Origin of the sequence: Pseudomonas sp. BT-42-2 (assembly GCF_025847435.2) — a bacterium.
In the GTDB taxonomy this organism is placed as follows: domain Bacteria; phylum Pseudomonadota; class Gammaproteobacteria; order Pseudomonadales; family Pseudomonadaceae; genus Aquipseudomonas; species Aquipseudomonas urmiensis.
In genome coordinates this window covers 123483-146878 of sequence record NZ_JAOYTM010000008.1, presented here as the reverse complement: position 1 = coordinate 146878, position 23396 = coordinate 123483, and the positions used below count along the sequence as shown (strand labels likewise).

General features: G+C 61.8%; 25 protein-coding genes and 1 riboswitch. Of the genes, 12 read left to right on the top strand and 13 right to left on the bottom strand.

Translation table 11 applies throughout. The features are described 5' to 3' along the window. Window positions 1–2 precede the first annotated feature (2 nt). Window positions 3–1922, bottom strand: coding sequence for a DUF1302 domain-containing protein (locus OIU19_RS09160; protein ID WP_264234750.1), 1920 nt, complete (start codon window positions 1920–1922; stop codon window positions 3–5). 332 nt (window positions 1923–2254) lie between these two features. Then, a complete protein-coding gene (locus OIU19_RS09155; RefSeq protein WP_264234749.1) occupies window positions 2255–3937 on the bottom strand; it encodes a fatty acid--CoA ligase in 1683 nt (560 codons plus the stop codon). A 213-nt stretch (window positions 3938–4150) separates the two neighbouring features. Between OIU19_RS09155 and OIU19_RS09150 the strand changes: the two genes are divergently transcribed. The 3 genes from OIU19_RS09150 to OIU19_RS09140 all read left to right on the top strand — a co-directional run bounded on the left by OIU19_RS09150 (window position 4151) and on the right by OIU19_RS09140 (window position 7003). Then, a complete protein-coding gene (locus OIU19_RS09150; RefSeq protein ID WP_264234748.1) occupies window positions 4151–5116 on the top strand; it encodes a 2-hydroxyacid dehydrogenase in 966 nt (321 codons plus the stop codon). Window positions 5117–5167: 51 nt separating this feature from the next. Then, on the top strand, window positions 5168–6166 hold the full coding sequence (locus OIU19_RS09145) for a class I SAM-dependent methyltransferase (RefSeq protein WP_186554167.1): 999 nt from the start codon (window positions 5168–5170) through the stop codon (window positions 6164–6166). A 40-nt stretch (window positions 6167–6206) separates the two neighbouring features. Beyond that, a riboswitch (yybP-ykoY riboswitch) is annotated at window positions 6207–6327 on the top strand. Window positions 6328–6418: 91 nt separating this feature from the next. Further along, window positions 6419–7003, top strand: coding sequence for a TMEM165/GDT1 family protein (locus OIU19_RS09140; protein ID WP_186554301.1), 585 nt, complete (start codon window positions 6419–6421; stop codon window positions 7001–7003). Between the two features lie 53 nt (window positions 7004–7056). Here OIU19_RS09140 and OIU19_RS09135 read toward each other — a convergent pair whose 3' ends face one another. The 4 genes from OIU19_RS09135 to OIU19_RS09120 form a co-directional block, all read right to left on the bottom strand. Next, entirely contained in the window at window positions 7057–7872 is an 816-nt protein-coding gene (locus OIU19_RS09135; protein ID WP_186554168.1) for a M48 family metallopeptidase, read from the bottom strand. A gap of 99 nt (window positions 7873–7971) precedes the next feature. After that, complete coding sequence (locus tag OIU19_RS09130; RefSeq protein ID WP_264234747.1) at window positions 7972–8592, bottom strand: SOS response-associated peptidase; 621 nt, start codon at window positions 8590–8592, stop codon at window positions 7972–7974. A 13-nt stretch (window positions 8593–8605) separates the two neighbouring features. Beyond that, a complete protein-coding gene (locus tag OIU19_RS09125) occupies window positions 8606–8866 on the bottom strand; it encodes a putative signal transducing protein (protein ID WP_264234746.1) in 261 nt (86 codons plus the stop codon). Beyond that, window positions 8866–9051 carry a CPXCG motif-containing cysteine-rich protein gene (locus OIU19_RS09120; RefSeq protein WP_264234745.1) on the bottom strand — a complete coding sequence of 62 codons (186 nt, stop codon included), beginning with the start codon at window positions 9049–9051 and terminating at the stop codon, window positions 8866–8868. Before OIU19_RS09120 ends, OIU19_RS09125 begins: the two co-directional genes overlap by 1 nt. 121 nt (window positions 9052–9172) lie before the next feature. Between OIU19_RS09120 and OIU19_RS09115 the strand changes: the two genes are divergently transcribed. Beyond that, the gene (locus OIU19_RS09115; RefSeq protein ID WP_264234744.1) at window positions 9173–10342 is read left to right on the top strand and encodes a 1-acyl-sn-glycerol-3-phosphate acyltransferase; all 1170 of its coding nucleotides are present in this window, start codon (window positions 9173–9175) and stop codon (window positions 10340–10342) included. Between the two features lie 31 nt (window positions 10343–10373). On the opposite strand, the gene OIU19_RS09110 is transcribed toward OIU19_RS09115, so the two are convergent. Next, window positions 10374–10634, bottom strand: a complete 261-nt coding sequence (locus OIU19_RS09110) for a hypothetical protein (RefSeq protein WP_264234743.1) — start codon at window positions 10632–10634, stop codon at window positions 10374–10376. A 160-nt stretch (window positions 10635–10794) separates the two neighbouring features. Here OIU19_RS09110 and OIU19_RS09105 point away from each other — a divergent pair, with 160 nt between their 5' ends. Beyond that, a complete protein-coding gene (locus OIU19_RS09105; RefSeq protein ID WP_186554174.1) occupies window positions 10795–11001 on the top strand; it encodes a hypothetical protein in 207 nt (68 codons plus the stop codon). A gap of 269 nt (window positions 11002–11270) precedes the next feature. Here the strand turns inward: OIU19_RS09105 and OIU19_RS09100 are convergent, their stop codons facing one another. After that, a complete protein-coding gene (locus OIU19_RS09100; protein ID WP_186554175.1) occupies window positions 11271–11855 on the bottom strand; it encodes a YajG family lipoprotein in 585 nt (194 codons plus the stop codon). 145 nt (window positions 11856–12000) lie between these two features. Between OIU19_RS09100 and OIU19_RS09095 the strand changes: the two genes are divergently transcribed. Both OIU19_RS09095 and mqo read left to right on the top strand, forming a co-directional pair. Beyond that, complete coding sequence (locus OIU19_RS09095; protein WP_186554176.1) at window positions 12001–12234, top strand: hypothetical protein; 234 nt, start codon at window positions 12001–12003, stop codon at window positions 12232–12234. A 605-nt stretch (window positions 12235–12839) separates the two neighbouring features. Further along, window positions 12840–14345 (top strand): malate dehydrogenase (quinone), encoded by a 1506-nt coding sequence (mqo, locus tag OIU19_RS09090; RefSeq protein ID WP_264234742.1) that lies wholly within the window; start codon window positions 12840–12842, stop codon window positions 14343–14345. A 301-nt stretch (window positions 14346–14646) separates the two neighbouring features. Here mqo and OIU19_RS09085 read toward each other — a convergent pair whose 3' ends face one another. The 3 genes from OIU19_RS09085 to OIU19_RS09075 form a co-directional block, all read right to left on the bottom strand. Next, the gene (locus OIU19_RS09085) at window positions 14647–14934 is read right to left on the bottom strand and encodes a PA4642 family protein (RefSeq protein WP_264234741.1); all 288 of its coding nucleotides are present in this window, start codon (window positions 14932–14934) and stop codon (window positions 14647–14649) included. A gap of 68 nt (window positions 14935–15002) precedes the next feature. Continuing rightward, complete coding sequence (locus OIU19_RS09080; protein ID WP_264234740.1) at window positions 15003–15473, bottom strand: hypothetical protein; 471 nt, start codon at window positions 15471–15473, stop codon at window positions 15003–15005. A gap of 112 nt (window positions 15474–15585) precedes the next feature. Beyond that, a complete protein-coding gene (locus OIU19_RS09075; protein ID WP_186554180.1) occupies window positions 15586–16143 on the bottom strand; it encodes a hypoxanthine-guanine phosphoribosyltransferase in 558 nt (185 codons plus the stop codon). A gap of 165 nt (window positions 16144–16308) precedes the next feature. On the opposite strand from OIU19_RS09075, the gene upp reads away from it, so the two are divergent. After that, the gene (gene upp / locus OIU19_RS09070) at window positions 16309–16947 is read left to right on the top strand and encodes a uracil phosphoribosyltransferase (protein ID WP_186554181.1); all 639 of its coding nucleotides are present in this window, start codon (window positions 16309–16311) and stop codon (window positions 16945–16947) included. Window positions 16948–16949: 2 nt separating this feature from the next. Next, entirely contained in the window at window positions 16950–18224 is a 1275-nt protein-coding gene (locus OIU19_RS09065; RefSeq protein WP_264234739.1) for a uracil-xanthine permease family protein, read from the top strand. A gap of 135 nt (window positions 18225–18359) precedes the next feature. Here OIU19_RS09065 and hemH read toward each other — a convergent pair whose 3' ends face one another. After that, entirely contained in the window at window positions 18360–19373 is a 1014-nt protein-coding gene (hemH, locus tag OIU19_RS09060; protein WP_186554183.1) for a ferrochelatase, read from the bottom strand. Between the two features lie 13 nt (window positions 19374–19386). Continuing rightward, window positions 19387–20292 carry a TIGR01777 family oxidoreductase gene (locus OIU19_RS09055; RefSeq protein ID WP_264234738.1) on the bottom strand — a complete coding sequence of 302 codons (906 nt, stop codon included), beginning with the start codon at window positions 20290–20292 and terminating at the stop codon, window positions 19387–19389. 187 nt (window positions 20293–20479) lie between these two features. On the opposite strand from OIU19_RS09055, the gene OIU19_RS09050 reads away from it, so the two are divergent. From OIU19_RS09050 to OIU19_RS09040, 3 genes are all read left to right on the top strand, one after another. Further along, entirely contained in the window at window positions 20480–21466 is a 987-nt protein-coding gene (locus tag OIU19_RS09050; RefSeq protein ID WP_186554185.1) for an NAD(P)/FAD-dependent oxidoreductase, read from the top strand. 108 nt (window positions 21467–21574) lie between these two features. Further along, on the top strand, window positions 21575–22534 hold the full coding sequence (locus OIU19_RS09045; RefSeq protein WP_264234737.1) for a DUF523 and DUF1722 domain-containing protein: 960 nt from the start codon (window positions 21575–21577) through the stop codon (window positions 22532–22534). Continuing rightward, a complete protein-coding gene (locus OIU19_RS09040) occupies window positions 22524–23393 on the top strand; it encodes a MerR family transcriptional regulator (protein WP_264234736.1) in 870 nt (289 codons plus the stop codon). Before OIU19_RS09045 ends, OIU19_RS09040 begins: the two co-directional genes overlap by 11 nt. The last annotated feature ends 3 nt before the right edge of the window (window positions 23394–23396 follow it).

Below are 23396 nucleotides of genomic sequence, written 5' to 3'. Positions count from 1 at the left end.
ACTTAGAAGTTCACACCGAAGCTGAGCGCGATGAAATCGCGATCATCCACAGTGGTGTACTTGCCGTCGAAGAAGTTGGTGTACGACAGGTTCGCCGTGTAGGTGTTCTGGTACTCGGCTTCCAAGCCCAGACTGACCGCCTTGCGGCCTTCCTCGAAGTTGCCGCCAGGGCCTGGCGAGTAACCGTCGACGTCATGCGACCAGGCCACGCTTGGGCGCAAGTTGACCCCGGCGAAGACGTTGTTGTAGTCCCAGATCGCGCGGATGCGGTAACCCCACGAATCGCTGGTGGTGTAGCCGTCGTTTTCGCAGTAGCGCGAGACGTTGTTGGCATCGGCAGTACCCAGGGTGTTGCTGTTCAGCGCCTGGCACTGGCCATTTGGCAGCGGACCTGGGCCATACACCGGGTCTCGGCCATATCGCGCCTTGGAGGTGCTCTCCAGACCGCCGACGTGAGTCCAGCCGACCTCACCCACCATGGTCAAGCGTTCTGCCCCCATGACCTGGTCGAAGAAGTGGGTGAAGGTGGTCTGCAGCTGGGTGATTTCCTTCCGGCGATAGCCTGGCTGGTCCTGACCTGGGGTGCCTGGGAGCACGGACACATCCGGGTTGAGTGGGGTCAGGCCCGAGAACAGGATATCGGTGGTATTTAACTGCACCGGCGCGTTCGGCCGGTAGCTGATCTCACCACTCCACGCGGTGCCGGTTGGCAACGTGGTGGAGAAGCTCAGGCCGTACAGACGGATGTCCTCGGGATACTCCACGTAGTAGCTGGAGTTACCCGCGACCACCAGCGGCATCAGGCCCGGCAGCAGGCCCGGCAGCAGTCCGGGCGGTACACCGGCACCGATCAGTGCTCCGGCCAGCCTGTTCGGGTCATAGAACTGCGCATCGGCACCGCGGCCACTGAAGATCGGCGCACGGCTGTGGTAGTTCATGAAGTAGCCACCAAACTCGGTATTGAGCGGCTCGAACATGTAGCGCATGGCCACGCCGAACTGGCCGCTGTCACGTGCATCGCGGTCAGGGCCACGGCGTACGATCACACCTTCGTCAGGCGAACCATAGCTCACGCCCTGTGCGGCCAGGGTAGCGCCAATGGGACCTGCCAGCGGGCCGAGGCGGCCGGCCAGCGAGTTCTGCGTAGCCAGTACGGCCAGGTTGTTGTCACAGCCGTCGGCGATCACGTCGGGTTGCGAGAAGAAGGTACCGCAGTTGTCGACGACCGTCTGGTCCCATTCGATCTGGTAGAAGCCTTCCACCGACAGGTTGTCGGTGACGCTCTGCGACAGATAGAACATGTTGACCGGAATCAGGCCTTCCTTGATTTCGGCACCTGGACGGCGGAATGCCGAGACATCGATCGGGTTGATGCTGTTGATGCCACCGCCGATGAAGGTACTTTCACCCCAGCTCACCACCTGCTTGCCCAAACGCACGGTGCCCGGCAGGTCGGCAATGTTGTAGTTGTGGTAGATGAAGGCGTCGAGCAGTTCAGCGCCAGAAGACTGGGCGCCTTCCTTGCGGTTGGAGTCGCTGATGTCTTTGAACTGGCGGTGTTCGTCCTTGAGTTCGAAGTCATACCAGTACTTGCCACGCACGAATACACCGGTGTCGCCGTACTTCAGCTCCAGGTCATGGATACCCTTGAAGATCTTGGAGAAGGTCTCGCCTTTCTTGAAGTTCAGGTGGCCGTCGTCGGAGGTCTGCGACAAGCCTTTGCCGCCGTTGTTGGAGCCAATGAGGTTCTTGTTGGGATTGGCTGTCGACCAACTGGCGCCGACAGAGAGCGACGAATCGAACTGACCTTCGATTTCCCCGATGTTGAAACTAACGGCAAACGCGGGACTTGCGAGCGTTGAAGCGAGGCTGACGGCCAGGGGCAGTTTTGCCCGGCGCCAGAACTGGTTTGCAGATTTCATCGACGCTACTCCATGTACTTTTTTGTTATGGCAGTGAGTCCTTTCAAGAACGGTCCGAGCGACCGGTGTGCAGGCTGTTGCCCGCGACGATGCGAGTTGCACGCATCGTCCTCCCCCATTCCTGAAAATCCCCTGGCCCCGACTATAGCCAGCAGGCACAGGCGCTTGATCCCTCTAAAGTGTGATTTGCGTTCCGTGCCTGCCGCTCGCTCCATGACTGTCTGGTGTGCGAGCTGACAGTGCTCAAGCATGGCGCAATTTCTTCATTTGACAAGCCGCCGCGCTCTCTGCAATGCGGGTCACGCCCATTGAGGGGTAACCCGCATGGCCCATCAGAGGGTCGACAGGAAGGCGCTGTTGCTCGCCTGCCACTCGACGATATCCACGCGGATGCGCTTCTTGTCGAGCTTGCCGACGCTGGTCTTGGGAATTTCAGTAACAACGGCGATCTGGCTGGGAATCGCCCACTTGTTGATGTGACCCTGCTCGACAAACGGCTTGAGATGATCCTTGAGCGTGCGGGCGTCGATGCTCTGCCCTTCACGGATCACCAGCAGGGCGAACGGCCGCTCGCCCCACTGCGGATCGGCCACCCCTACCACTGCCACTTCACGCACGGCGGGGTGACGGCTGATCAAGTCTTCAAGGTCGAGCGAGGAAATCCACTCGCCGCCCGTCTTGATCACATCCTTGATCCGGTCGCGAATGTCGATGTAACCCATGCCGTCGAGGGTGGCGACATCGCCGGTGTGCAGCCAGCCGCCGGCCCACAGTTCTGCGCTTTTTTCCGGCTCCTTGAAATACCCCATCGACAACCAAGGTGCGCGCAACACCAGTTCGCCTTGGGTCTCGCCATCGGCGGGGAGGAAATTACCCGCAACATCGACGATTGCCGCCTCCACCAGTGGCACCGGCACTCCGGCCTTGATCCGATAGGTCACCCGCTCATCCTCGCTGCCGGCCTGCAGCTCGTCATTGAGGTGCGCGGCGGAGATCAGCGGGCAGGTTTCCGACATGCCGTAGGCGGCAGTCAGCTGGATGCCGCGGGCCAGCGCAGCCTCGTACAGCGCACGGTTCAAGGCGCTGCCGCCGATGATGATCTTCCAGCCGCCGAAGTCCTGGCCTTGCGAGGAGGGGCAGTTGATCAGCATCTGCAAAATGGTCGGCACACAGTGGGAGAAGGTGACTTTCTCCTCGCGCCACAGCTTGACCAGCATGTCCGGCTCGTAGCGCCCAGGGTAGACCTGCTTCATGCCCAGCATGGTCGCCGCATAGGGAATGCCCCAGGCATGCACATGGAACATCGGCGTGATGGGCATGTAGACGTCATTGCTGCCCAGCAAGCGCACGCTGTCGATACTGCCGGTCACCGACGCCTCGGCCAGCGTGTGCAAGACCAACTGGCGGTGGGTGAAGTAGACGCCCTTGGGGTTACCGGTAGTACCGGTGGTGTAGAAGGTGGTGGCCACCGAGTTCTCATCGAAGTCGGGGAAGTCGTAGTGCGGGCTGGCAGCGGCCAGCAGTTGCTCATATTCACCGACCAGGTTCGGCAGCTCGGCGCTCTTGTCCGGGCCGTCAGTCAACAGCAAGGTCTTGTCGACGGTGGTCAATTGTCCGGCAATGCCTTGGTAGAGACCCACGAAGTCGCTATTGACCAGCACCAGGCGATCTTCAGCGTGGTTCATGGTGTAGAGAATCTGCTCAGGCGACAGGCGCACGTTGATGGTGTGCACCACCGCCCCGATCATCGGGATGGCGAACATGCATTCCAGGTAACGGTGGCTGTCCCAATCCATCACCGCCACGGTGTCGCCCGCCTTGACCCCCGCCTGGGTCAGCACATTGGCCAGCCGCGCGATGCGCTCGACCAACTGGGGATAAGTCAGCCGCAGCTGATCGCGATAGACGATTTCGCGGGTTTTCTCATAGCGGCTGCCAGACATCAGCAGGCGTTTGATCAACAGTGGGTACTGGTAGGCACCTTCGGCGGGCTTGATGATGCGGGTCTGCAACATGGGTATCCCTTTTGTCGAATACGGGCGGGTCTGGGTATTTACGCTGTCGTTACTCTAGATCGGCGATGTGACAGCCAAATCAGCCGAAGGAATGATTTGCATGTGGCAGGTATGAGTGGCGTTGACGCGATACCTGCACGACCTTGACACTGGGGCACGCCTGGGGCTGCTGCGTAACGGCCCCCGATCACGACCCTGCCACCGGAGCCTTCAATGCCCAGCCCGCGCCGCGCCGTCTTTCTTGATCACCAGTCACTGGACCTGGGTGACCTCGACCTGTCACCTCTGGCTAGCCAATTCGACCACCTGCAGCTGTACCCCTCGACCAGCGCCGAGCAAGTCGCCGAGCGCTTGCAGGGCGCAACCGCGGTAATCAGCAACAAAGTCCAGCTCGATGCCGCGACCCTGGCCGCCAATCCGCAGCTCAAGCTGATCCTGGTAGCGGCCACCGGCACCAACAACGTTGACCTGCAAGCGGCCCGCGCCCAAGGCATCACCGTGTGCAACTGCCAAGGCTACGGCACCCCCTCGGTCGCCCAGCACACCCTCGCCCTGCTGCTAGCCCTGGCCACGCGCCTGTGCGACTACAACCAGGCGGTGCGCGACGGGCAATGGGCCAAGGCCAGCCAGTTCTGCCTGCTGGACTTCCCGATTATCGAGCTGGAAGGCAAAACCCTCGGCCTGCTCGGCCATGGCGAGCTGGGCGGCGCCGTGGCGCGTCTGGCCGAAGCGTTCGGCATGCGCGTGCTGAGCGGACAGATCCCGGGGCGCCCGGAGCGCCCCGAACGCTTGCCTCTGGATGAGCTGCTGCCGCAAGTCGATGCCCTCACCCTGCACTGCCCTCTCAATGACCACACCCGGCACATGATCAGCAGCGCACAATTGGCGCTGCTCAAGCCTGGCGCGTTGGTGGTCAACACCGCCCGCGGCGGCCTGATCGACGAACAGGCCCTGGCCGATGCCCTGCGCAGCGGTCACCTGGGCGGTGCGGCCACCGACGTGCTCAGCGTCGAGCCGCCGATCGATGGCAATCCACTGCTGGCCAGCGACATTCCACGCCTGATCGTCACCCCGCACAGCGCCTGGGGTGCGGTGGAATCGCGCCAGCGTATCGTCGGGCAGCTGAGTGAGAACGCCCAGGCGTTCTTTGCTGATCAGCCGCGTCGCGTGGTCAGCTGAGCCAAGGCGGCCTCTGCTACACTGCGCGACTTTTTTCAGGAGGCGTCGTCCATGGACCCGCGCAGTGAAGTGTTGCTCCGTCAGGCGGAGTTGTTCCAAGGCTCGGTGCTGCTCGCCGGCCTGCCCGCCGACGACCTGCTCGGCCAATTGCCGCAGGCCCATGGCTGGACCTGGCACGCTGGCGACCAAGCGATGCTCGAGGCACGCTTCGCCGGGCGCAATCAGCATGGTGTCGATGTGCCGGACGTAGCGTTCGACGCAGCCGTGCTGTTTCTGCCCAAGTCACGCGAACTTGCCGCCTACCTGCTCAATGCCCTGGCCTCGCGCTTGGCCGGCCGCGAGCTGTATCTGGTTGGCGAGAAACGCGGGGGTATCGAAGGCGCGGCCAAGCAGCTGCAGGCCTTCGGCAAACCGCGCAAGCTCGACAGCGCGCGGCATTGCCAGCTGTGGCAAGTGACGGTGGAAAACGCTCCGCAAGCAAAACCCCTGGAAAGCCTGGCTGAGCGCTTTGAGCTGGAGCTGGCCGACGGCCCACTGAAGATCGTCAGCCTGCCCGGGGTGTTCAGCCATGGTCGGCTCGATCGCGGCACTGCACTGTTGCTGGAGCACCTGGACGGCTTGCCGGTCGGCCATGTGCTGGACTTTGGCTGCGGCGCCGGGGTGATCGGCTCGATCATCAAGCGACGCTACCCGGACAGCCAGGTCACCTTGCTCGATGTGGATGCTTTTGCCGTTGCCAGCAGCCGGCTGACCTTGGCCGCCAATGGCCTGCAGGGCGAGGTCATCAGCGGTGATGGCATCGATGCGGCGCCGCGCGATCTGCAGGTCATCTTGAGCAATCCGCCGTTTCATACCGGGGTACATACCAACTACCAGGCCTCGGAAAACCTGCTGAAAAAGTCGGCAGAACATCTGCGATCCGGAGGCGAACTTCGCCTGGTGGCCAACACCTTCCTGCGCTACCAACCATTCATCCAGGAGGCCTTGGGCAACTGCCGGACGCTGACCGAAGCAGGCGGCTTTCGCATCTACCAGGCCAAGCGCGGTTGAAAAATAGCGCTTGCCCAAACGCATTGGCCTAGGCAGAATCCGCTCCGTCCTAGGGGAGTAGTCTCCCGCAAGCACCCTCGCTTGCCCGGTACGCGTCAACACACTTGGTCCACAGACCATGGCGCGTACGACCCACGGTCCGCGCAGACGGATCCAGGGTTTGACAAGACCTATGACACGCACACCTTACCCGGGGCGGGAAGGCTGTACGTGTCATAGCCGTGTCGACCCGCCCCCGTAGGAACCCTGATGCTGGAATCCCTGCTGGTCCCCACCGCAATCGTTGCGCTCGCTGAAATCGGCGACAAGACGCAACTGCTCGCGCTCATTCTCGCCGCTCGCTTTCGCAAGCCCTGGCCAATCATCGCCGGTATCGTCGCCGCTACCCTGGCCAACCATGCCGCTGCGGGCGCAGTCGGTGCATGGGTCAGTGGTTTCTTCAGCGAGAGCGTGTTGCACTGGATCCTGGCTGCCAGCTTCACCGCTACCGCGTTGTGGACGCTGGTTCCGGACAAGATGGACGACGACGAAAGCAGCGCTGCGCGCCGGTTCGGGCCTTTCCTGACGACGCTGATCGCGTTCTTCCTGGCAGAGATCGGCGACAAGACGCAGGTCGCCACGGTGATGCTCGCTGCGCAGTATCCGCACCTGATCATGGTCATCATCGGCACCACCCTGGGCATGCTGATTGCCAACGTGCCGGTGGTACTGGCGGGTAATTTTGCTGCCGACAAACTGCCACTGACGCTGATTCGTCGTCTGGCGGCTGCGGCATTCGTGGTGCTGGCGATCGTCGCGGTGTATTCGGCGATGAAGACCAGTGGCTGGATAGGCTAAGGGGCTGGATCATGAAATGACTGGGGCCGCACAGCAGCCCCAGTCGTTTCAAGTTACTTCTTGGCAGCTTGATACAACGGCATCACCTTGGGGATGGCCGCTTGCAGCGAAGCGATCCGGCTGCTGGACGCCGGGTGAGTGCTCATGAACTCAGGCGGGGCCCCTTCGGAGGCCTTGCTCATCTTGTTCCACAGGGTGATCGCAGCGTTCGGGTTGTAGCCGGCACGTGCCGACAGCTCCAAACCGATCAAGTCAGCCTCGTTCTCGTTGGCGCGGCTGTTGGGCAAGGTCATGGCGTAGTTCACCACGGTGTCGGCCAGCGCCATGCTGTCCTGGCCCAACCCCAGCAGTGCACCCGCCCCGGAGCGCGCCATCTGTACGCCATACGCCTTGGACATGGCTTCGCGGCCGTGCTCACGCAAGGCGTGGGCGATTTCGTGGCCCATCACAGCGGCGATTTCGTCATCGGTCAATTTGAGCTGATCGATCAGGCCGGTGTAGACGATGATCTTGCCGCCTGGCCCGCAGTTGGCGTTGAGCTCGTCGCTCTTGATCACGTTGACTTCCCATTTCCACTGCGCCGCATCCGGGCGGAACTGTGGCGCCTGGGCGATCAGCCGATCGGCGATGGCCTGCACGCGTTTGGCTTCGGCGCTGCTTTTGTCCAACACGCCTTTGCTCGATGCCTCGCTGAGGGTCTGCTGGTACGACTGGGCGTACATCTGGTTGACCTCATCGGTCGAGAGCATGCTGAACATGTACTGCTTGCGTTCCACGCCCACAGCGCCACCACTGGTGGTATTCACCGCCTGGCAGCCGCCGAGCAGGACACTGGCACTCAACATGCTGACAACAAATGACTTACGCATAAAACACTCCCTATTTACGTGCCGCGTATCCTAGGGCCAGACGCTTGAGGCCGCTAGAGCCGCAGGGAAGATTTATCGCGAGGACTTTCTGCTAGTCCATCAAGCCGGGGTCAGGCACTCCGGCGCATCGAGCTTCGGATCATTGACGAAGTTGGCCAACGCCCGCTCACGCAAGGCCGCCGGTGGGCTCGCCAACAGCTCCTGCAAACGTGCCACCGGCGTATCCGGATCAAGCCACGCCGCCTGCCCTGCCTCGTCGAGGATCAACGGCCGGCGCTGATTCACCGCCGCCTGAGTGACCACCGCACAACTGAGCCACACCTGCTCCTGAACAGGATACGCCTCCCACACCGCCGCGAAAAACAGCGAAGCACCCTCGCCCGGCGTCAGCCAGTAAGGCCGCTTGCGCACGCTGCCGCGCCACTCATAAAAGCCGTTGGCTGGCATCAGGCAGCGCCGCTGGCGGAACGCCTCACGGAACATCGGCTGCTCGGCGAGGGTCTCCGCGCGGGCTTGAGCCGGAGTCCGGGACAAGTCGGTCAACCAGGGCGGGGTCAGGCCCCAGCGGGCCCGGGCCAGCTGCGGCTGGCCGTCGACCTGGCGCTGGATGATCACCGAGGCGCCAGGTGAGATGTTCCATTGCGCCTGTTGGTCGGCAGGGTATCCCGGCAACGCGGCAAATGCCGGGGACCAGCGAAACAGGGCATAACGTCCACACATGGCAATAAACAACCTAGCAAATCAGGGTTCCGGGAACACTTTCCGGCTCGTCGCCAGCAAGTGGCTGGGCAGCATTGTACGCATCGATCAGCTGGCGTGCGTACTCGGCCTGTTCATCGTGCACTGCCAGCCCAAGCAACCCTTGCATCGGCAGCTCGCCTGCGGCGCCGACCAGGTCGCGCCCGACCAGGTGCCCATCGATGCCCTCACTGGCGAGCATGGCAAGCAGCAATTCGGCCTCCAGCAGGCCTTCGGGCTCATAAATTCGTTGCATCAGGCGTCATCCTCGCGCTTCACATCGAGCATCCATTCGTCACCATGCACCTGCAGGATGAAGAGAATAGGACGACAGCAGACCTGGCAGTCCTCGATGTAGGTTTGATCACCGCCCGACAGGTCGAGCGTGGTCTCGACCTCTTCACCACAATATGGGCAGTCGTAGATGGCTGATTCCAGCATCGCGGCCTCCGCAGTGACTTGTGCGTATAATTGCCGGTCTATTTACAGGGCCTGCGTGTGTCCGAGCCGTTTTTCGGAACCGATCCCTACCTATTACCCTAGCCGTTTCCAACAAGAGAGCATGATGGGCGAATTCGATGCCATCCGACCGTACGACGACGCTGAGGTCCCTGCCGTTCTGGCACGCCTGCTCAGCGACCCGGCATTTCTCGATATCCTCACCCACTTCCGCTTCCCGCGCGCCGCGGGCGCCCTCGGCTGGCTGCTCAAGCCGCTGATCGCCCGCCGCCTGCGCAAAGAGTTCGCCGGAGTGACCTGCGTGTCGACCCTGCAGGACAAAGTCGAGTACTACGTCGACCAGACCATCGAGCGCGCCACCGATGGCGTGACCTATTCTGGCGTCGAGCAGCTCAAGTCGGGCACCGCGTATCTGTTCCTGGCCAACCACCGCGACATCGTCATGGACCCGGCCTTCGTCAACTACGCGGTGTATCACGCGGGCCTGCCGACCCCGCGCATCGCCATCGGTGACAACCTGCTGCAAAAGCCGTTCGTCAGCGACATGATGCGCCTGAACAAGAGTTTCATTGTCCATCGCTCGCTCAGCGGTCGGCGCGAGAAGCTCGCGGCCTACCAGTTGCTATCGGCTTATATCAATCATTCGATCCGCAACGATGGCGCCTCGATCTGGATCGCCCAGGCCGAAGGCCGCGCCAAGGACGGTGATGACCGCACCGATTCGGCGATCCTCAAGATGTTCCACATGAGCCGCAAGGACGAGCCATTCGGCGCGGTGATCCAGGGCTTGAACCTGATCCCGGTATCGATCAGCTACGAATACGACCCATGCGATCAGGCCAAGGCCCGCGAGCTGTATATTCGCGCTACCACCGGCACCTACAAGAAGGCGCCTGGCGAGGATGACAACAGCATTGCCTTGGGCATTACCGGCTATAAAGGCCGGGTGCACATCAACTTTGCCCCGCCGGTGACCGAGTACTTCGAGGACACCAAGCAACTGGCGCAGGAAATCGACCGGCAGATCCTCGGCGGCTACCGCTTGTTCCCGGTGCATTACCTGGCGTATGCCATGTGGAGCGAGGCCGATCCTGCGCTGCAGGTGCCGAGCGCGGACAAGCTGTTCCCTGCTGAAGAATTGGCGCGCGCCAAGGAAGAATGGCAGCGCCGCCTGGATGCCTGCCCGGTCGAGCAGCAACCGTATCTGGTGCTGCAATATGCAACGCCGGTGCGCAACCAATATCAGGTCAAGGCGCAAAGCCCGGTCGCCTGAATGGGCTGGGGCCGCTAGGCGGCCCCCCTGCTTAGATCCAGGTGCTGAACCAGGACAACAGCAGCGCCATCGCCAGGCACGAGAAGCCGAGGATGTAGTAGTAGCGTGGCACGCGACGGTCGAAGGCATCGACCAACCCTTCATCGACCGCCAGGCTCTCGCGGGTCATCACCGCGCGACGCCGGGCACTCTGCAGCAGTAGCCCGCCTGGGCAGGTAATCAACAGGGCAAGCAGGTTGATCAGCTTGCCTGGGTGGGAAGCCAACAGCCCCCAGAGCACTTGCAACGACATTGCACGACCTCGGAATTGCCACAACGAAAGCCCGGCATTCTACTCAAGCCCATCGCGCGCGCCGATTTTTTTACGACCAACTGTCACTAAATTTCATCTGTCACATGCTCGTCATCAGAACAGGCCACCCTGTCGGCCTTTTCTTCTCACGGAGCTAGTCATGCTGCATGCCGAAAACCAGGACCGCCTCTACCTCGTTGCCCAGAGCGATGAACAACAGGCGCTGATCGATGGTTTTGCCATCAATGTGCAGGACCGCCAGTGGCTGGTGTATTGCGCCTTGGGGGGGCATGCGCATGAAGATCTACCAGAGGTGGATGGGCAGACCGGGTTGAGCTGGTTGGATTTTCATATAGAAGCAGCCTAAGGCCGAATAGCGCGGATTGCTTTGTCTGGTCCAGACACCAAAAAGCCCGCTTAGACAGCTGCTGTTCATTTAAGGTTTTGGGGCCGCTTTGCGGCACTTCGCGGGCGAGCCCGCTCCCACAGGGATAGCGCCACTCGGACGGTCGGCGTCGATCTGTGGGAGCGGGCTTGCCCGCGAAGGGCCGCAAAGCGGCCCCAAAGCAGACGATACGGGTCTTAAATGAACAGCGTTACGCTCAGGCAGCGGGCTTTTGCATTACCGGGGGCGTATTACTCGGCCAGTACCTGACCAATGGTCGGATCCTTGAACAGACGTGTCAGCGCATCGCTCAGCACGTCGCTGACCAGCTTGGTGTTGGTTTCCTGGTTCGGCGCCATGCCGAAGCGCTGGTCCAGGGAGGCCCCGTAACGGCCGCTGTAGCGGCGGTTGGCGTTCGACACGTCAGCACGGAAGGTGGCGCCAATGGTTGCCTCGGTCACGTACATCTTGTCCTTGGGCGACTGGTACTTGAGCTCGGCCAGGGTCACGGTCAACTGCGGCGCATTGGAGGCATTCGGCGTCGGGGTGAAGCCCAGCAGACGCACAGCCGCTTCAGCCTGGGCCTGCAGCTTGGGCACGACATCGTTGCCGTTGACGCTGATGGTGCTGGTCTCGGGGTACATGCCACCGCGGGTACCGAGCGACTGCGAAGCACGACCATCGACCACCTTGACCACCACCGGCTGGCCACGCCCGACCGGATTGAGCTGGGCCGTGAGCTTGGGCTGCGGGCTGAGTTGTTGCGGGCTGTGGGCACAACCGACCAGGCTCAGGCTGGCCACCGCGATCAAACCGAACAGCAGACGTTGCAACATGCGCGTTTCTCCAGAAAATGCGGCAAAGGCCCACAGTATACCCAGCCCCACAAGGGCCAGCCATCGGCTAAATCCGCTTGTCACAATGGTTTCATGGCTGAGCCCTTATCCTAGCGCCAGCCCCCTCGAATAGGACTCAACCGCCATGGCCTCGCTCTGGACCTTGCTCTTCCACCGCCCGCGCCACCTTACCTATGCTCGCCTGGACTGCGACGGAAAATGCCTGGCATTCAAGCACTGCGGCCAGCCTCCAGCGGGCAGTGGCTGGGTCCAGGTCAGCGAAGCCAAACTGGCTTGGCTGGGCCAACCACTGCCTTCCAGCGCCCGAGTTTGCGCCCGCGCAAGCCGTCACTGGCAGCAACGCAGCCTGCCAGCCTGACAAACGCTGCAATAAAAACCGCGATTAACGACCTTTCTGCCCGCGACATCGTTATAATCTCCCCCCGATTATAAGGACGTCTCCTGATCGGGCCCCGCACCTGCCGATTGACCCCGGCACCTTCACCGCCTCGCCCACAGAGAGCCTTCCACTTCAGGTCTTGCATCGGCTGTCGTGCCTGCTTTTTCTGGCCTTCTGCTTTGCATGAACCTGTGGGTTGCCATCGCGCAGTCCCTTTTTGAGGTTCACGTCTCCAAAAGAGCGTGGAAAAACGGGTTTTCACAACTTCACAAGAGTGTGGCGAGCAAAATGAACAGTCTGGCATGTGCAAAAGCGGCAGATGTGTCCCGAACGGCCCCTAATGGTCGGCAACTTCGCTCATCCTCGATGAGTAACTGAGGCCGGTCCATAACGCACGTCGGATGCCTTGACCATAAGTCGAATTGCCGCACCCGCGGCAACAGCGTTCAATAGATGAACCCTGAGACTGATTGGCGGTGTCCGCGGAAGTTGCAAGAACTGCGAAGAGTCGGACATGGCGAACCTGGCAACCCCAGGGATCCTATGCTGTCAATTAGGTGCTGTAGATTGTGGAGACGCGTTAAATGGCGCAGAACGAATCGGTTGATGTAGTACTGGTAGGCGCGGGCATCATGAGTGCCACCCTGGCCGTACTGCTCAAAGAGCTCGACCCGGCCCTCAAACTGGAGGTCGTCGAAGCGATGGACTCCGGGGCTGCGGAAAGCTCCAACCCTTGGAACAACGCCGGGACCGGTCACGCCGGCCTGTGTGAGCTGAACTATACGCCGCAGGCCGCCGATGGCAGCATCGACATCAAGAAGGCCGTGCACATCAATACCCAGTTCGAGGTTTCGCGCCAGTTCTGGGCTTATTTGATCAAGAAAGGCAGCTTCGGCTCGCCGCGTGCGTTCATCAACCCCGTGCCACACCTGAGCTACGTCGAAGGTGACAAGGGTGTGTCCTTCCTCAAGAAGCGTTTCGAGCTGCTCAAGCAGCACCACGCCTTCGCCGAGATGGAATACACCGAAGACAAGGCGGTGATGAACGACTGGATGCCGTTGATGATGCCCGGCCGTCCGGCTGACCAGCACATCGCCGCCACCCGCGTATTGAAAGGCACCGACGTCAACTTCGGCGCCCTGACCAACAAGCTGCTCAAGCTGCTGGGCAACAGCCCGGACACCCAGGTCAAGTACAGCAAGAAAGTCATCGGCCTGCGCCGTAACGGCAGCGGCTGGACGGTCAGCATCAAGGACGTCAACAGCGGCAGCACCCGTGAAGTCGACGCCCGCTTCGTGTTCCTCGGCGCCGGTGGCGCGGCACTGCCGCTGCTGCAAGCCTCGGGCATCCCTGAGAGCAAAGGCTTCGGCGGCTTCCCGGTCAGCGGCCAGTGGCTACGTTGCGACAACCCAGAAATCGTCAAGCAGCACCAGGCCAAGGTCTACAGCCAGGCTGCCGTCGGCGCCCCGCCGATGTCCGTGCCGCACTTGGACACTCGCGTGGTCGATGGCAAGAAATCGCTGCTGTTCGGACCTTACGCCGGCTTCACTACCAAGTTCCTCAAGCACGGTTCGTTCTTCGACCTGCCGCTGTCGGTACGCATGGGCAACATCGGCCCGATGCTGGCGGTAGCGCGCGACAACATGGACCTGACCAAGTACCTGGTCAGCGAAGTGATGCAGTCGATGGAGCAACGCCTCGAGTCGCTGCGCCGCTTCTATCCTGAGGCCAAGGCCGAGGACTGGCGCCTGGAAGTGGCTGGCCAGCGCGTGCAGATCATCAAGAAAGATCCGAAGAAAGGCGGCGTGCTGCAGTTTGGTACCGAGCTGGTCTCGGCCCAGGACGGCAGCCTGGCTGCACTGCTGGGCGCCTCCCCAGGTGCTTCGGTGACCGTCTCGATCATGCTCGAGCTGATCGAGCGCTGCTTCCCCGAGCAGGCCAAGGGTGCCTGGGCGGCCAAGCTCAAGGAAATCTTCCCGGCTCGCGAGAAGGTCCTGGCTACCGATGCCGCGCTGTACCGCAAGATCAGCGCCTACAACGACGAAGCCCTGGAAATGGTGGAAAGCAGCCCGGCTCAGCATTACGCCTGAGCTGGCTGAAACGAAAAAACGCCCTTTGGGGTAATGCTGTTCACTTACGATTTTGGGGCCGCGTTGCGCCCCTTCGCGGGCAAGCCCGCTCCCACAGGTAAAGCGCTTAACTTGAGAACGGCGCTACACCTGTGGGAGCGGGCTTGCCCGCGAAGGGCCGCAAAGCGGCCCCAAAGCAGGCGACAAGGGCCTTAGGTGAGCAGTATTACCCTTCGGGGCTTTTTTTATGCTGCGTAACTACCGACCTCTTGGGGCCGCTTTGCGGCCCCGTCATATCAGCCAGTCACTACGGTTTGCTGGATCAACGCGCGTTGTTGATGATCTCGATGTACTCACTCGCATTGCGCTGATCGGCAATCTGCTCGACGAAGGTCTGGCCGTGCTCGTCTTTACCGTCCAGGTCCAAACCGGCCTCGACGAAGAAGCCGACAAAACGCTCGAAGTCGTCAATGCGCAGGCCACGGTAAGCCTTGACCAGCTTGTGCGCAGACGGCGAGGTCACGCCATCGGCCGGCTCGAACTGAAGGAACGACTTGATGTAGTCGTCGCTGATCTCGTCTCCAATCACCTGCTTCTTGTCTTTACGCATTGCCGACTCCAACTGGACCATCACGGAATTTCGAAGGCCGGCAGTTTACCCCTCGCAGCGCGTAGGCCTCAACGCGTACGTACGGTGCCGGTGTGCAGATCGGCCCAGATATGGCCATTGGCGTAGGTCAGAAACTGCACATAGAGCGTCTCGTTGCGCAGCAAATCCATGATCACCCGGTAGTCAGCGAGCGGATAGTTCAAGGTCAGGGTTCGGGTCTTGTCGTCGTACACCGGCTTCTTCAGGCTCTTGCCACCCTCGCCATCGAAGCTGAGCAGCACCTGGCTGATGGTCGCCCCCTTGCTCAGGGGCTTGCCTTTGAGGCGCATCTGCAATGAAGCGGTAATCGGGATTGGCTGCTGGTCGGACTGACGCTGGGTACCCACCACCACCGAGTAGTCGGTGACTTGCAGCAATTGCTGGCCGGTCGGCGCTTCCTGGCGCAGCGACTGGTCATCGGGCGGAAGGAACTGGCTGTGCAATGGCGCCGCGGACAACGGCAAGCTCACCGCCAGCAGGAGGGGGATAAACGCACGCATGTGAGGCTCCTTGGCATGAAGGGGCACTCTAGCATGAGCGGTTGGCCTGTACTGGCCCTATCGCGGAGCAAGCCCGCTTTGACAGCGGGAGCACGATAGGGCCAACAGAGCCTTACAGGCCTTTTACGGCAAAGATGCCATTGGCGTTGCGCCAGTAGCCTTTGTAGTCCATGCCGTAACCGAAGATGTAGCGATCGACGCACGGCAGGCCGACGTAGTTGGCCTTCAGGTCAGGGCTGGCCTTGCGGTCGTGGTCCTTGTCGATCAACACGGCGGTGTACACCGAGCGCGCGCCTGCGTGCTTGCAGAAGTCGATGATGGCGCTGAGGGTGTGACCTTCGTCGAGAATGTCATCGACGATCAACACGTCACGGTCGATGAACGACACTTCTGGCTTGGCCTTCCAGAACAGCTCGCCGCCGCTGGTCTTGTTGCGATAGCGGGTGGCGTGCAGGTACGAGGCCTCCAGCGGGAACTGCAAGTGAGTCAGCAGTTTGCCCGCAAAGATCAGGCCGCCGTTCATCACACAGAACACTACCGGGTTCTTGTCGTGCAGCTCTTGGCAGATCTGCTCGCCGACCTTGGCGATAGCGGCCTCTACTTCGGCTTCGTTGTACAGGCAGTCTGCCTCGCGCATGACTTGACGGATGTGCTCGAGATCGGCGGACATGGCGCTCTCCAAGGGGGTCGGAATTGGAAAAGCGGGCAAAGGTACGCATCCGCTCGTCCCAGATCAAGCGTTTATGGACTAACGTGCTGAATGACCAGACGACAGCTCAGGCTGAATAGATTAATCTAGCGCGGTTTTTTTGCCCGCCTCCCGGAGCCCTCCCCTATGCCTACTCGTGAGATCCGCCATCCGCTGATCCGCCACAAGCTCGGCCTGATGCGCCGTGCCGACATCAGCACCAAGAATTTTCGCGAACTCGCCCAGGAAGTCGGCGCGCTCCTGACCTACGAAGCCACTCAAGACCTGCCGCTGGAATCCTACGAAATCGACGGCTGGAGCGGTAAAGTCCAGGTCGAGAAAATCGCCGGCAAGAAGATCACTGTAGTGCCCATCCTGCGCGCCGGCATCGGCATGCTCGACGGCGTGCTCAGCCTGATCCCAGGTGCCAAGGTCAGCGCCGTGGGCGTTGCGCGCAACGAGGAAACCCTCGAAGCACACACCTACCTGGAAAAGCTCGCCCCCGATATCAACCAGCGCCTGGCGCTGATCATCGACCCAATGCTGGCGACCGGCGCCTCGATGGTCGCCACCATCGACCTGCTGAAAAAAGCCGGTTGCAAGGAAATCCGCGCGATGGTCCTGGTGGCCGCGCCCGAAGGGATCGCCACGGTCGAACAGGCTCACCCGGACGTGAGCATCTATACCGCTTCGATCGACCAGTGCCTGAACGAACATGGCTACATCATCCCTGGCCTGGGCGACGCTGGAGACAAGATCTTCGGCACCAAGCAGAAGGACGCCTGACCATGCAGGACGGCTTCAACGACCCGCTCTGGCGCCAGGTCGTCTCGGGCGCGCAGATGCTCTTCGTGGCATTTGGCGCGCTGGTGCTGATGCCGCTGATCACCGGCCTCGATCCTAACGTGGCGCTGTTCACTGCGGGTATCGGCACCCTGCTATTCCAGTTGGTGACCGGCCGTCAGGTACCGGTGTTTCTCGCCTCCAGCTTTGCCTTCATCACCCCGATCATTCTCGCCAAGGGTCAGTTCGGCCTGGCCGAAACCATGGGCGGGGTGATGGCAGCCGGCTTCGTCTACACCTTCATGGGCTTGATGGTGAAGATCAAGGGCACCGGTTTCATCGACCGCATGCTGCCGCCGGTAGTGATCGGCCCAGTGATCATTTCCATTGGCCTGGCCATGGCGCCGATTGCCGCCAACATGGCCATGGGCAAGGGCGGCGACGGCGCCGCGTTGATGCCGTACAAGACCGCGATGCTGATTTCGATGCCGGCCCTGCTCACCACTTTGATCGTGGCAGTGTTCGGCAAAAGTATCTTCCGCCTGGTGCCGATCATTTCGGGCGTACTGGTGGGCTTCGCCCTGTCGTTCGCCTTTGGCGTGGTCGACACTGCCAAGATTGCTGCCGCGCCGTGGCTTGAGCTGCCTAACTTCACCGCCCCGGCCTTCAACTGGCAGGCCATTCTGTTCATCGTGCCGGTTGCCCTGGCGCCAGCGATCGAGCACATCGGCGGGGTGATTGCCGTGGGTAGCGTGACCGGTCGCGACTACCTGAAAAAGCCCGGCCTGCACCGCACCCTGCTCGGTGATGGCCTGGCTACGACCGCAGCCGGCCTGTTCGGCGGCCCACCCAACACCACCTACGCCGAAGTGACCGGCGCGGTGATGCTGACCAAGAACTACAACCCGAAGATCATGACCTGGGCGGCGATTTTCGCCATTACCCTGGCCTTCATCGGCAAGTTCGGCGCACTGCTGCAGAGCATTCCGGTGCCTGTGATGGGCGGCATCCTGTGCCTGCTGTTCGGTTCGATTGCTGCGGTGGGCATGAACACCATGATCCGCCACAAGATCGACCTGGGCGAGGCTCGCAACCTGGTGATCGTTTCGGTGACCCTGGTATTCGGTATCGGCGGCGTGCTGATCGGCAGCGGCGACGGCCCGGACGATTGGGGCCTGAAGGGTATTGCCCTGTGCGCCGTGGTGGCCATTGTCCTGAACCTGTTGCTGCCGGGCAATGATGGTTGGAAGAACAAAAAGCTGGATGATCAGTTGCCCTGATTCAAGGGCAGTAGATTGGGGATGTCAGTACTGGCCTCTTCGCGGGCAAGCCCGCTCCCACAGGGATCGAGTGCACCGCGCCCCCTGTGGGAGCGGGCTTGCCCGCGAAGAGGCCAGTATTACCAACCTCAAACCTCAAGCCTTTTCGCACATCCCCGCCAACACCTTCACCCACTCCGGGTGATCATTCAGGCACGGCACCAGGACCAACTCCTCGCCACCTGCCTCAATAAACTGCTCACGCCCGCGATCACCGATCTCCTCCAGCGTCTCGATGCAGTCCGCGACAAACGCCGGGCACATCACCAGCAGCTTCTTCACGCCCGCCTTGGCCAATTCATCCAGGCGCGTCTCGGTATACGGCTCGATCCACTTGGCACGGCCCAACCGTGACTGGAACGACACCGACCACTTGCCATCGGCAATGCCCATCTTTTGCGCAAAAGCCTTGGCCGTCGCCAGGCACTGACCGCGATAACACACGGCGCGCATCTCGGCGCTGGCATCCTTGCAGCAATCAGCCGCCTGAAAATCATGCCTGCCGGTTGGATCGAGCTTCTTCAGGTGGCGCTCGGGCAAGCCGTGGAAGCTCAGCAGCAGGTGATCGTAGGGCTGCTCAAGGTGCGGCTTGGCACTGGCGACCAAGGCATCGATGTAGCTTGGCTGGTCATAGAATGGCTGCAGCACGCGCATCTCAAGCGGCAACTGGCGCTCGGCAATGGTTTGCTTGGCCTGTTCGACAACCGTGGTCACCGTGCTGTCGGCGAACTGTGGATACAGGGGCGCCAAGGTCACCTTGCGCACGCCTTGCGCGGCCAATCGAGCGAGCACATCGGGCAGTGCCGGCTGGCCATAGCGCATGGCCATTTCCACCGGACCATGCGGCCAATGGTCGACCATCGCCGCTTGCAGGCGGCGGGTCAGCACCACCAGCGGAGAACCCTCATCCCACCAGATCGAGGCGTAGGCATGGGCCGACTGTTCCGGGCGCTTGACCAGGATCAGCGAGACCAGCAAGCGCCGCACTGGCCACGGCAGGTCAATCACGTAGGGGTCCATCAGGAACTGATTGAGGTAGCGGCGCACGTCGGCCACCGAGGTTGAAGCCGGCGAACCCAGGTTGACCAGCAGCAGAGCGTGATCGGTCATGCAGCGTCCTATGTCAGAGGCGGCTGGACAGGTTGTCCAGCGCCGATTGCAGATCGTTGAAGCGGAACGTGAAACCCGCCGCCAGCAAGCGCACCGGGCGCGCACGCTGACCGCCAAGCAGCAAGGTCGACAGCTCGCCGAGCCCGGCCTTGAGCAGCAGCGCCGGCACCGGCAAGCGAGCCGGGCGGTGCAGGGCCTTGCCCAGGCGCTTGGCGAACTCGCGGTTGCGTACTGGCTCTGGCGCGCAGGCATTATAAGGACCGCTGGCGTCGTTGTGCCGCAAGAGAAAATCAATCAGGGCGACCTGGTCGTCTATATGGACCCACGGCATCCATTGCCGACCATCGCCCAAAGGCCCGCCCAGGCCGAGTTTGAACGGCACGCGCAGGCGCGACAAAAAGCCGCCATCACTGGCCAGCACCAACCCCGTGCGCACCAGCACCACGCGAATGCCCAGGGCCTGCGCTCGCTGCGCGGTTTCCTCCCAGGCGATGCACAGCTGGCTGGCGAAATCTTCCTTGACCGGCGGCGACGCCTCGGTCAGCTCACGCTCGCCACCATCGCCATACCAGCCGACAGCGGAGCCAGAAATCAACACCTGTGGGCGCTGCTGACGCTGCTCCAGCCAGCCCAGCAACTGCTCGGTGAGGGTAATCCGGCTGGCCCACAGCAGGTGGCGCCGGGCAGCGGTCCATGGCCGATCGGCAATCGGCGCGCCAGCCAGATTGACCACCACATCGATCACATCGTCTGCGGCCAGGTCATCCAGACGGGCAATCCCGCGTACCGCCGAACCACACAATCTAGGCACCTGTTCCGGGCGGCGGCTCCAGACAGTCAGGCGGTGGCCCTGGTTTATCCAGAACTGGCAAAGGTGCTGGCCGATCAAGCCAGTACCGCCGGTCAGCAATATATGCATGGCTGTGTCCTCGCAGAGGGCGGCCGTGGTCTATTTTTAAGATCAAGGCACTTTTTTGACCGAACGCTCTCGGATAAACATAGGCCAACCTAGCCTATCGAGCGGAATAACCTTATACAAACATTGTGCATTGTACAGGTTTGCCTGACCGCGTAATCTGCTTATAGCAAGGTTCGAAGAGGCCATCATGACAGTACCTATTGCCATCATCGGTGCCGGGATCGCCGGCCTTTCCGCAGCCCAGGCCTTGCAAAAGGCCGGGCAGACCGTCCACCTGTTCGACAAAGGCCATGGCAGCGGTGGGCGCATGGCCAGCAAGCGCAGCGAAGCTGGCGCGCTGGACCTGGGCGCCCAATACTTCACCGCCCGCGACCGACGCTTCGTCGAGCAGGTGCAGCAGTGGGTGGCTGCCGGCTGGGCCGAGCAGTGGAAGCCACAGCTGTACAACTACCGCGACGGCGAGCTAACCCCCTCCCCCGACGAACAGACCCGTTGGGTTGGCGTGCCACGCATGAGCGCGATCACCCGCGGTCTGCTCAAGGATGTCACGGTCAACTTCGGCTGCCGCATCGCCGAGGTATTTCGCGGCAAGCAGTACTGGCATCTGCAGGATACCGAAGGCTGCAGCCATGGCCCGTTCAGCCGCGTGGTGATCGCCGTGCCCGCGCCTCAGGCTACGCCTTTGCTGGCCGCCACGCCTAAACTGGCCGCGGTTGCCGCTGGCGTGCAAATGGAGCCGACCTGGGCGATTGCCCTGGCCTTCGAAACCCCACTCGATACGCCGATGCAAGGCTGCTTCGTACAGGACAATCCGCTCGACTGGCTGGCCCGCAACCGCAGCAAGCCAGGCCGTGACGAGCAATTGGATACCTGGGTGCTGCATGCCACTTCAGACTGGAGCAAGCAGCATATCGACCTGAGTAAGGAGGCCGTGATCGAGCAACTGTGGGGTGAGTTCGCCGAACTGGTTGGCTGCGTGGTCCCCGCGCCCTCGTTCGCCCTGGCCCACCGCTGGCTCTACGCACGACCCGCGGGCAACCATGAATGGGGAGCGTTGGCCGATGCCGACCTGGGCTTGTATGCCTGTGGTGATTGGTGCCTGTCGGGACGGGTCGAGGGCGCTTGGCTGAGCGGGCAAGAGGCGGCCAGACGACTGCTGGAGCATCTGGACTAAGCATCCGGGCAACCTATACAGAAATAATTGTTTGCATAAGTTTATGGCTGTGCTGGAATAGACTTGTACATAAGATACGCCCGTGTACAAGTTTTCCGGAGGCAGCGAATGAACGCTTCGTCGAAACCCCGCATCGGTATCAGTGCCTGTCTGCTCGGCCATAGCGTGCGCTACAACGCCGGCCACAAGGCTTCGGAGCTGTGCCTCAAATCTTTCGAAGCGCATTTCGATTGGGTCCCGCTGTGCCCCGAAGTGGCCATCGGCCTGGGCGTGCCGCGCGATCCGATCCGTCTGGTGGGCGATCCGCAACGACCGGAAGTGGTCGCTACCCGCAACCCCGGGATGGATCTGTCGGGACCGCTGCGCGCTTACGGCGAACAGATGGCCACTGAACTCGATGATATCTGCGGCTACATCTTCATGCAGAAGTCGCCCTCCTGCGGCCTTGAGAGGGTCAAGGTGTACCAGGACAACGGCCATCCTTCGGTCAAGGGCGGGCGTGGCGCCTACGCCGATGAGTTCTGCGCGCGCCGCCCCGATCTACCTGTGGAGGAAGAAGGCCGCCTGCATGATCCAGTGCTTCGGGAAAACTTCATCAGCCGCGTCTATGCCTATGCCGACTGGCAGCAACAACTCGCCGAAGGGCTTACTCGCGGGGCCTTGATCCGTTTCCATTCACGCTACAAATACCTGCTGATGGCCAATAACCCACAGGCCTATCGTCAGCTCGGACGGTTGCTGGGCAATCTGCGCCGTGATGACGACCCGCAGACCGTCGGCACCGATTACTTCAGCCAGTTGATGCAGGCCTTGCGCCGCTGCGCCAGCCGCGGCACCCACGGCAATGTGCTGCAGCACCTGAGTGGCTACCTGCGCGGCGCACTAGACAGTGACGACCGCGCCGAGCTGCAGCAGGTGATCGGCCAGTACCAGCAAGGCATCGTGCCGCTTGTAGTGCCGCTCACCTTGCTCAAACACCACCTGCGCAACCATCCGGATCCATACTTGAACCAGCAAGCTTATCTACAGCCACATCCCGAAAGCCTGGGATTGCGCAATGCCGTCTGAAACGCTGCTGGCCATTGGCGAGCTGGCGCGCCGCACTGGCGTCAACCCGGTCACCCTGCGCGCCTGGGAGCGGCGTTACGGTCTGCTCAAGCCGCAGCGCACCGCCAAGGGGCACCGGTTGTATCCTGAGGAGCAAGTCGAGCGCGTGCAGACCATCCTCAGTTGGCTGGAGCGCGGCGCTTCGGTAGGGCAGGTCCGCGAGCTGCTCGAGCACGCGCCAAGTATCGCACCCGTTGGCGATTGGCAGAGCCGTGAACAGGCGCTGATCGAGGCCATTGGCATGCTCGCCCAGCGCCCCCTTGACCAACAGCTCAACCAGGCCATGGCGCTGTACCCGGCGATCACCCTCTGCGAGCAGCTGCTGATGCCGCTGCTGCACAGCCTCGCACGGCGTTGGCAAACCCACTTCAACGCACGGTTGGAGCACGCTTTCTTCCACACCTGGCTGCGCAGCAAGCTGGGGGCGCGCGTCTACCACGACAATCAGCAACTGCAAGGCAGCCCGGTTTTGCTGGCCGTCGACAGCGAGCGCCCCTTCGATGCCCAGTTGTGGCTATGCGCCTGGTTGCTGAGCAGCAGCGGCTATCAGGTTGAGGTACTGGAGCAGCCGGTCAGTGGCGCGCAACTGCTACGCGCGGTCCATCAGTGGCAACCACGGGCCCTGCTGCTGCACCTGGGCCCGCGTATCGACCTGGTGGTGCTGGAGCGAACCTTGCGGGGCATCGACGGGGTGAAACTCCTGGGCGGCGAGACAGTCTCCCTGCATGAGGCCCAGTTGCATGCCTTGGCACTGCCGCAGCTGTTGTTGTTCGACACTCCGCAGGCGGCCTTGCGTCTTCTGCAGCAATCACAGAGATGACTC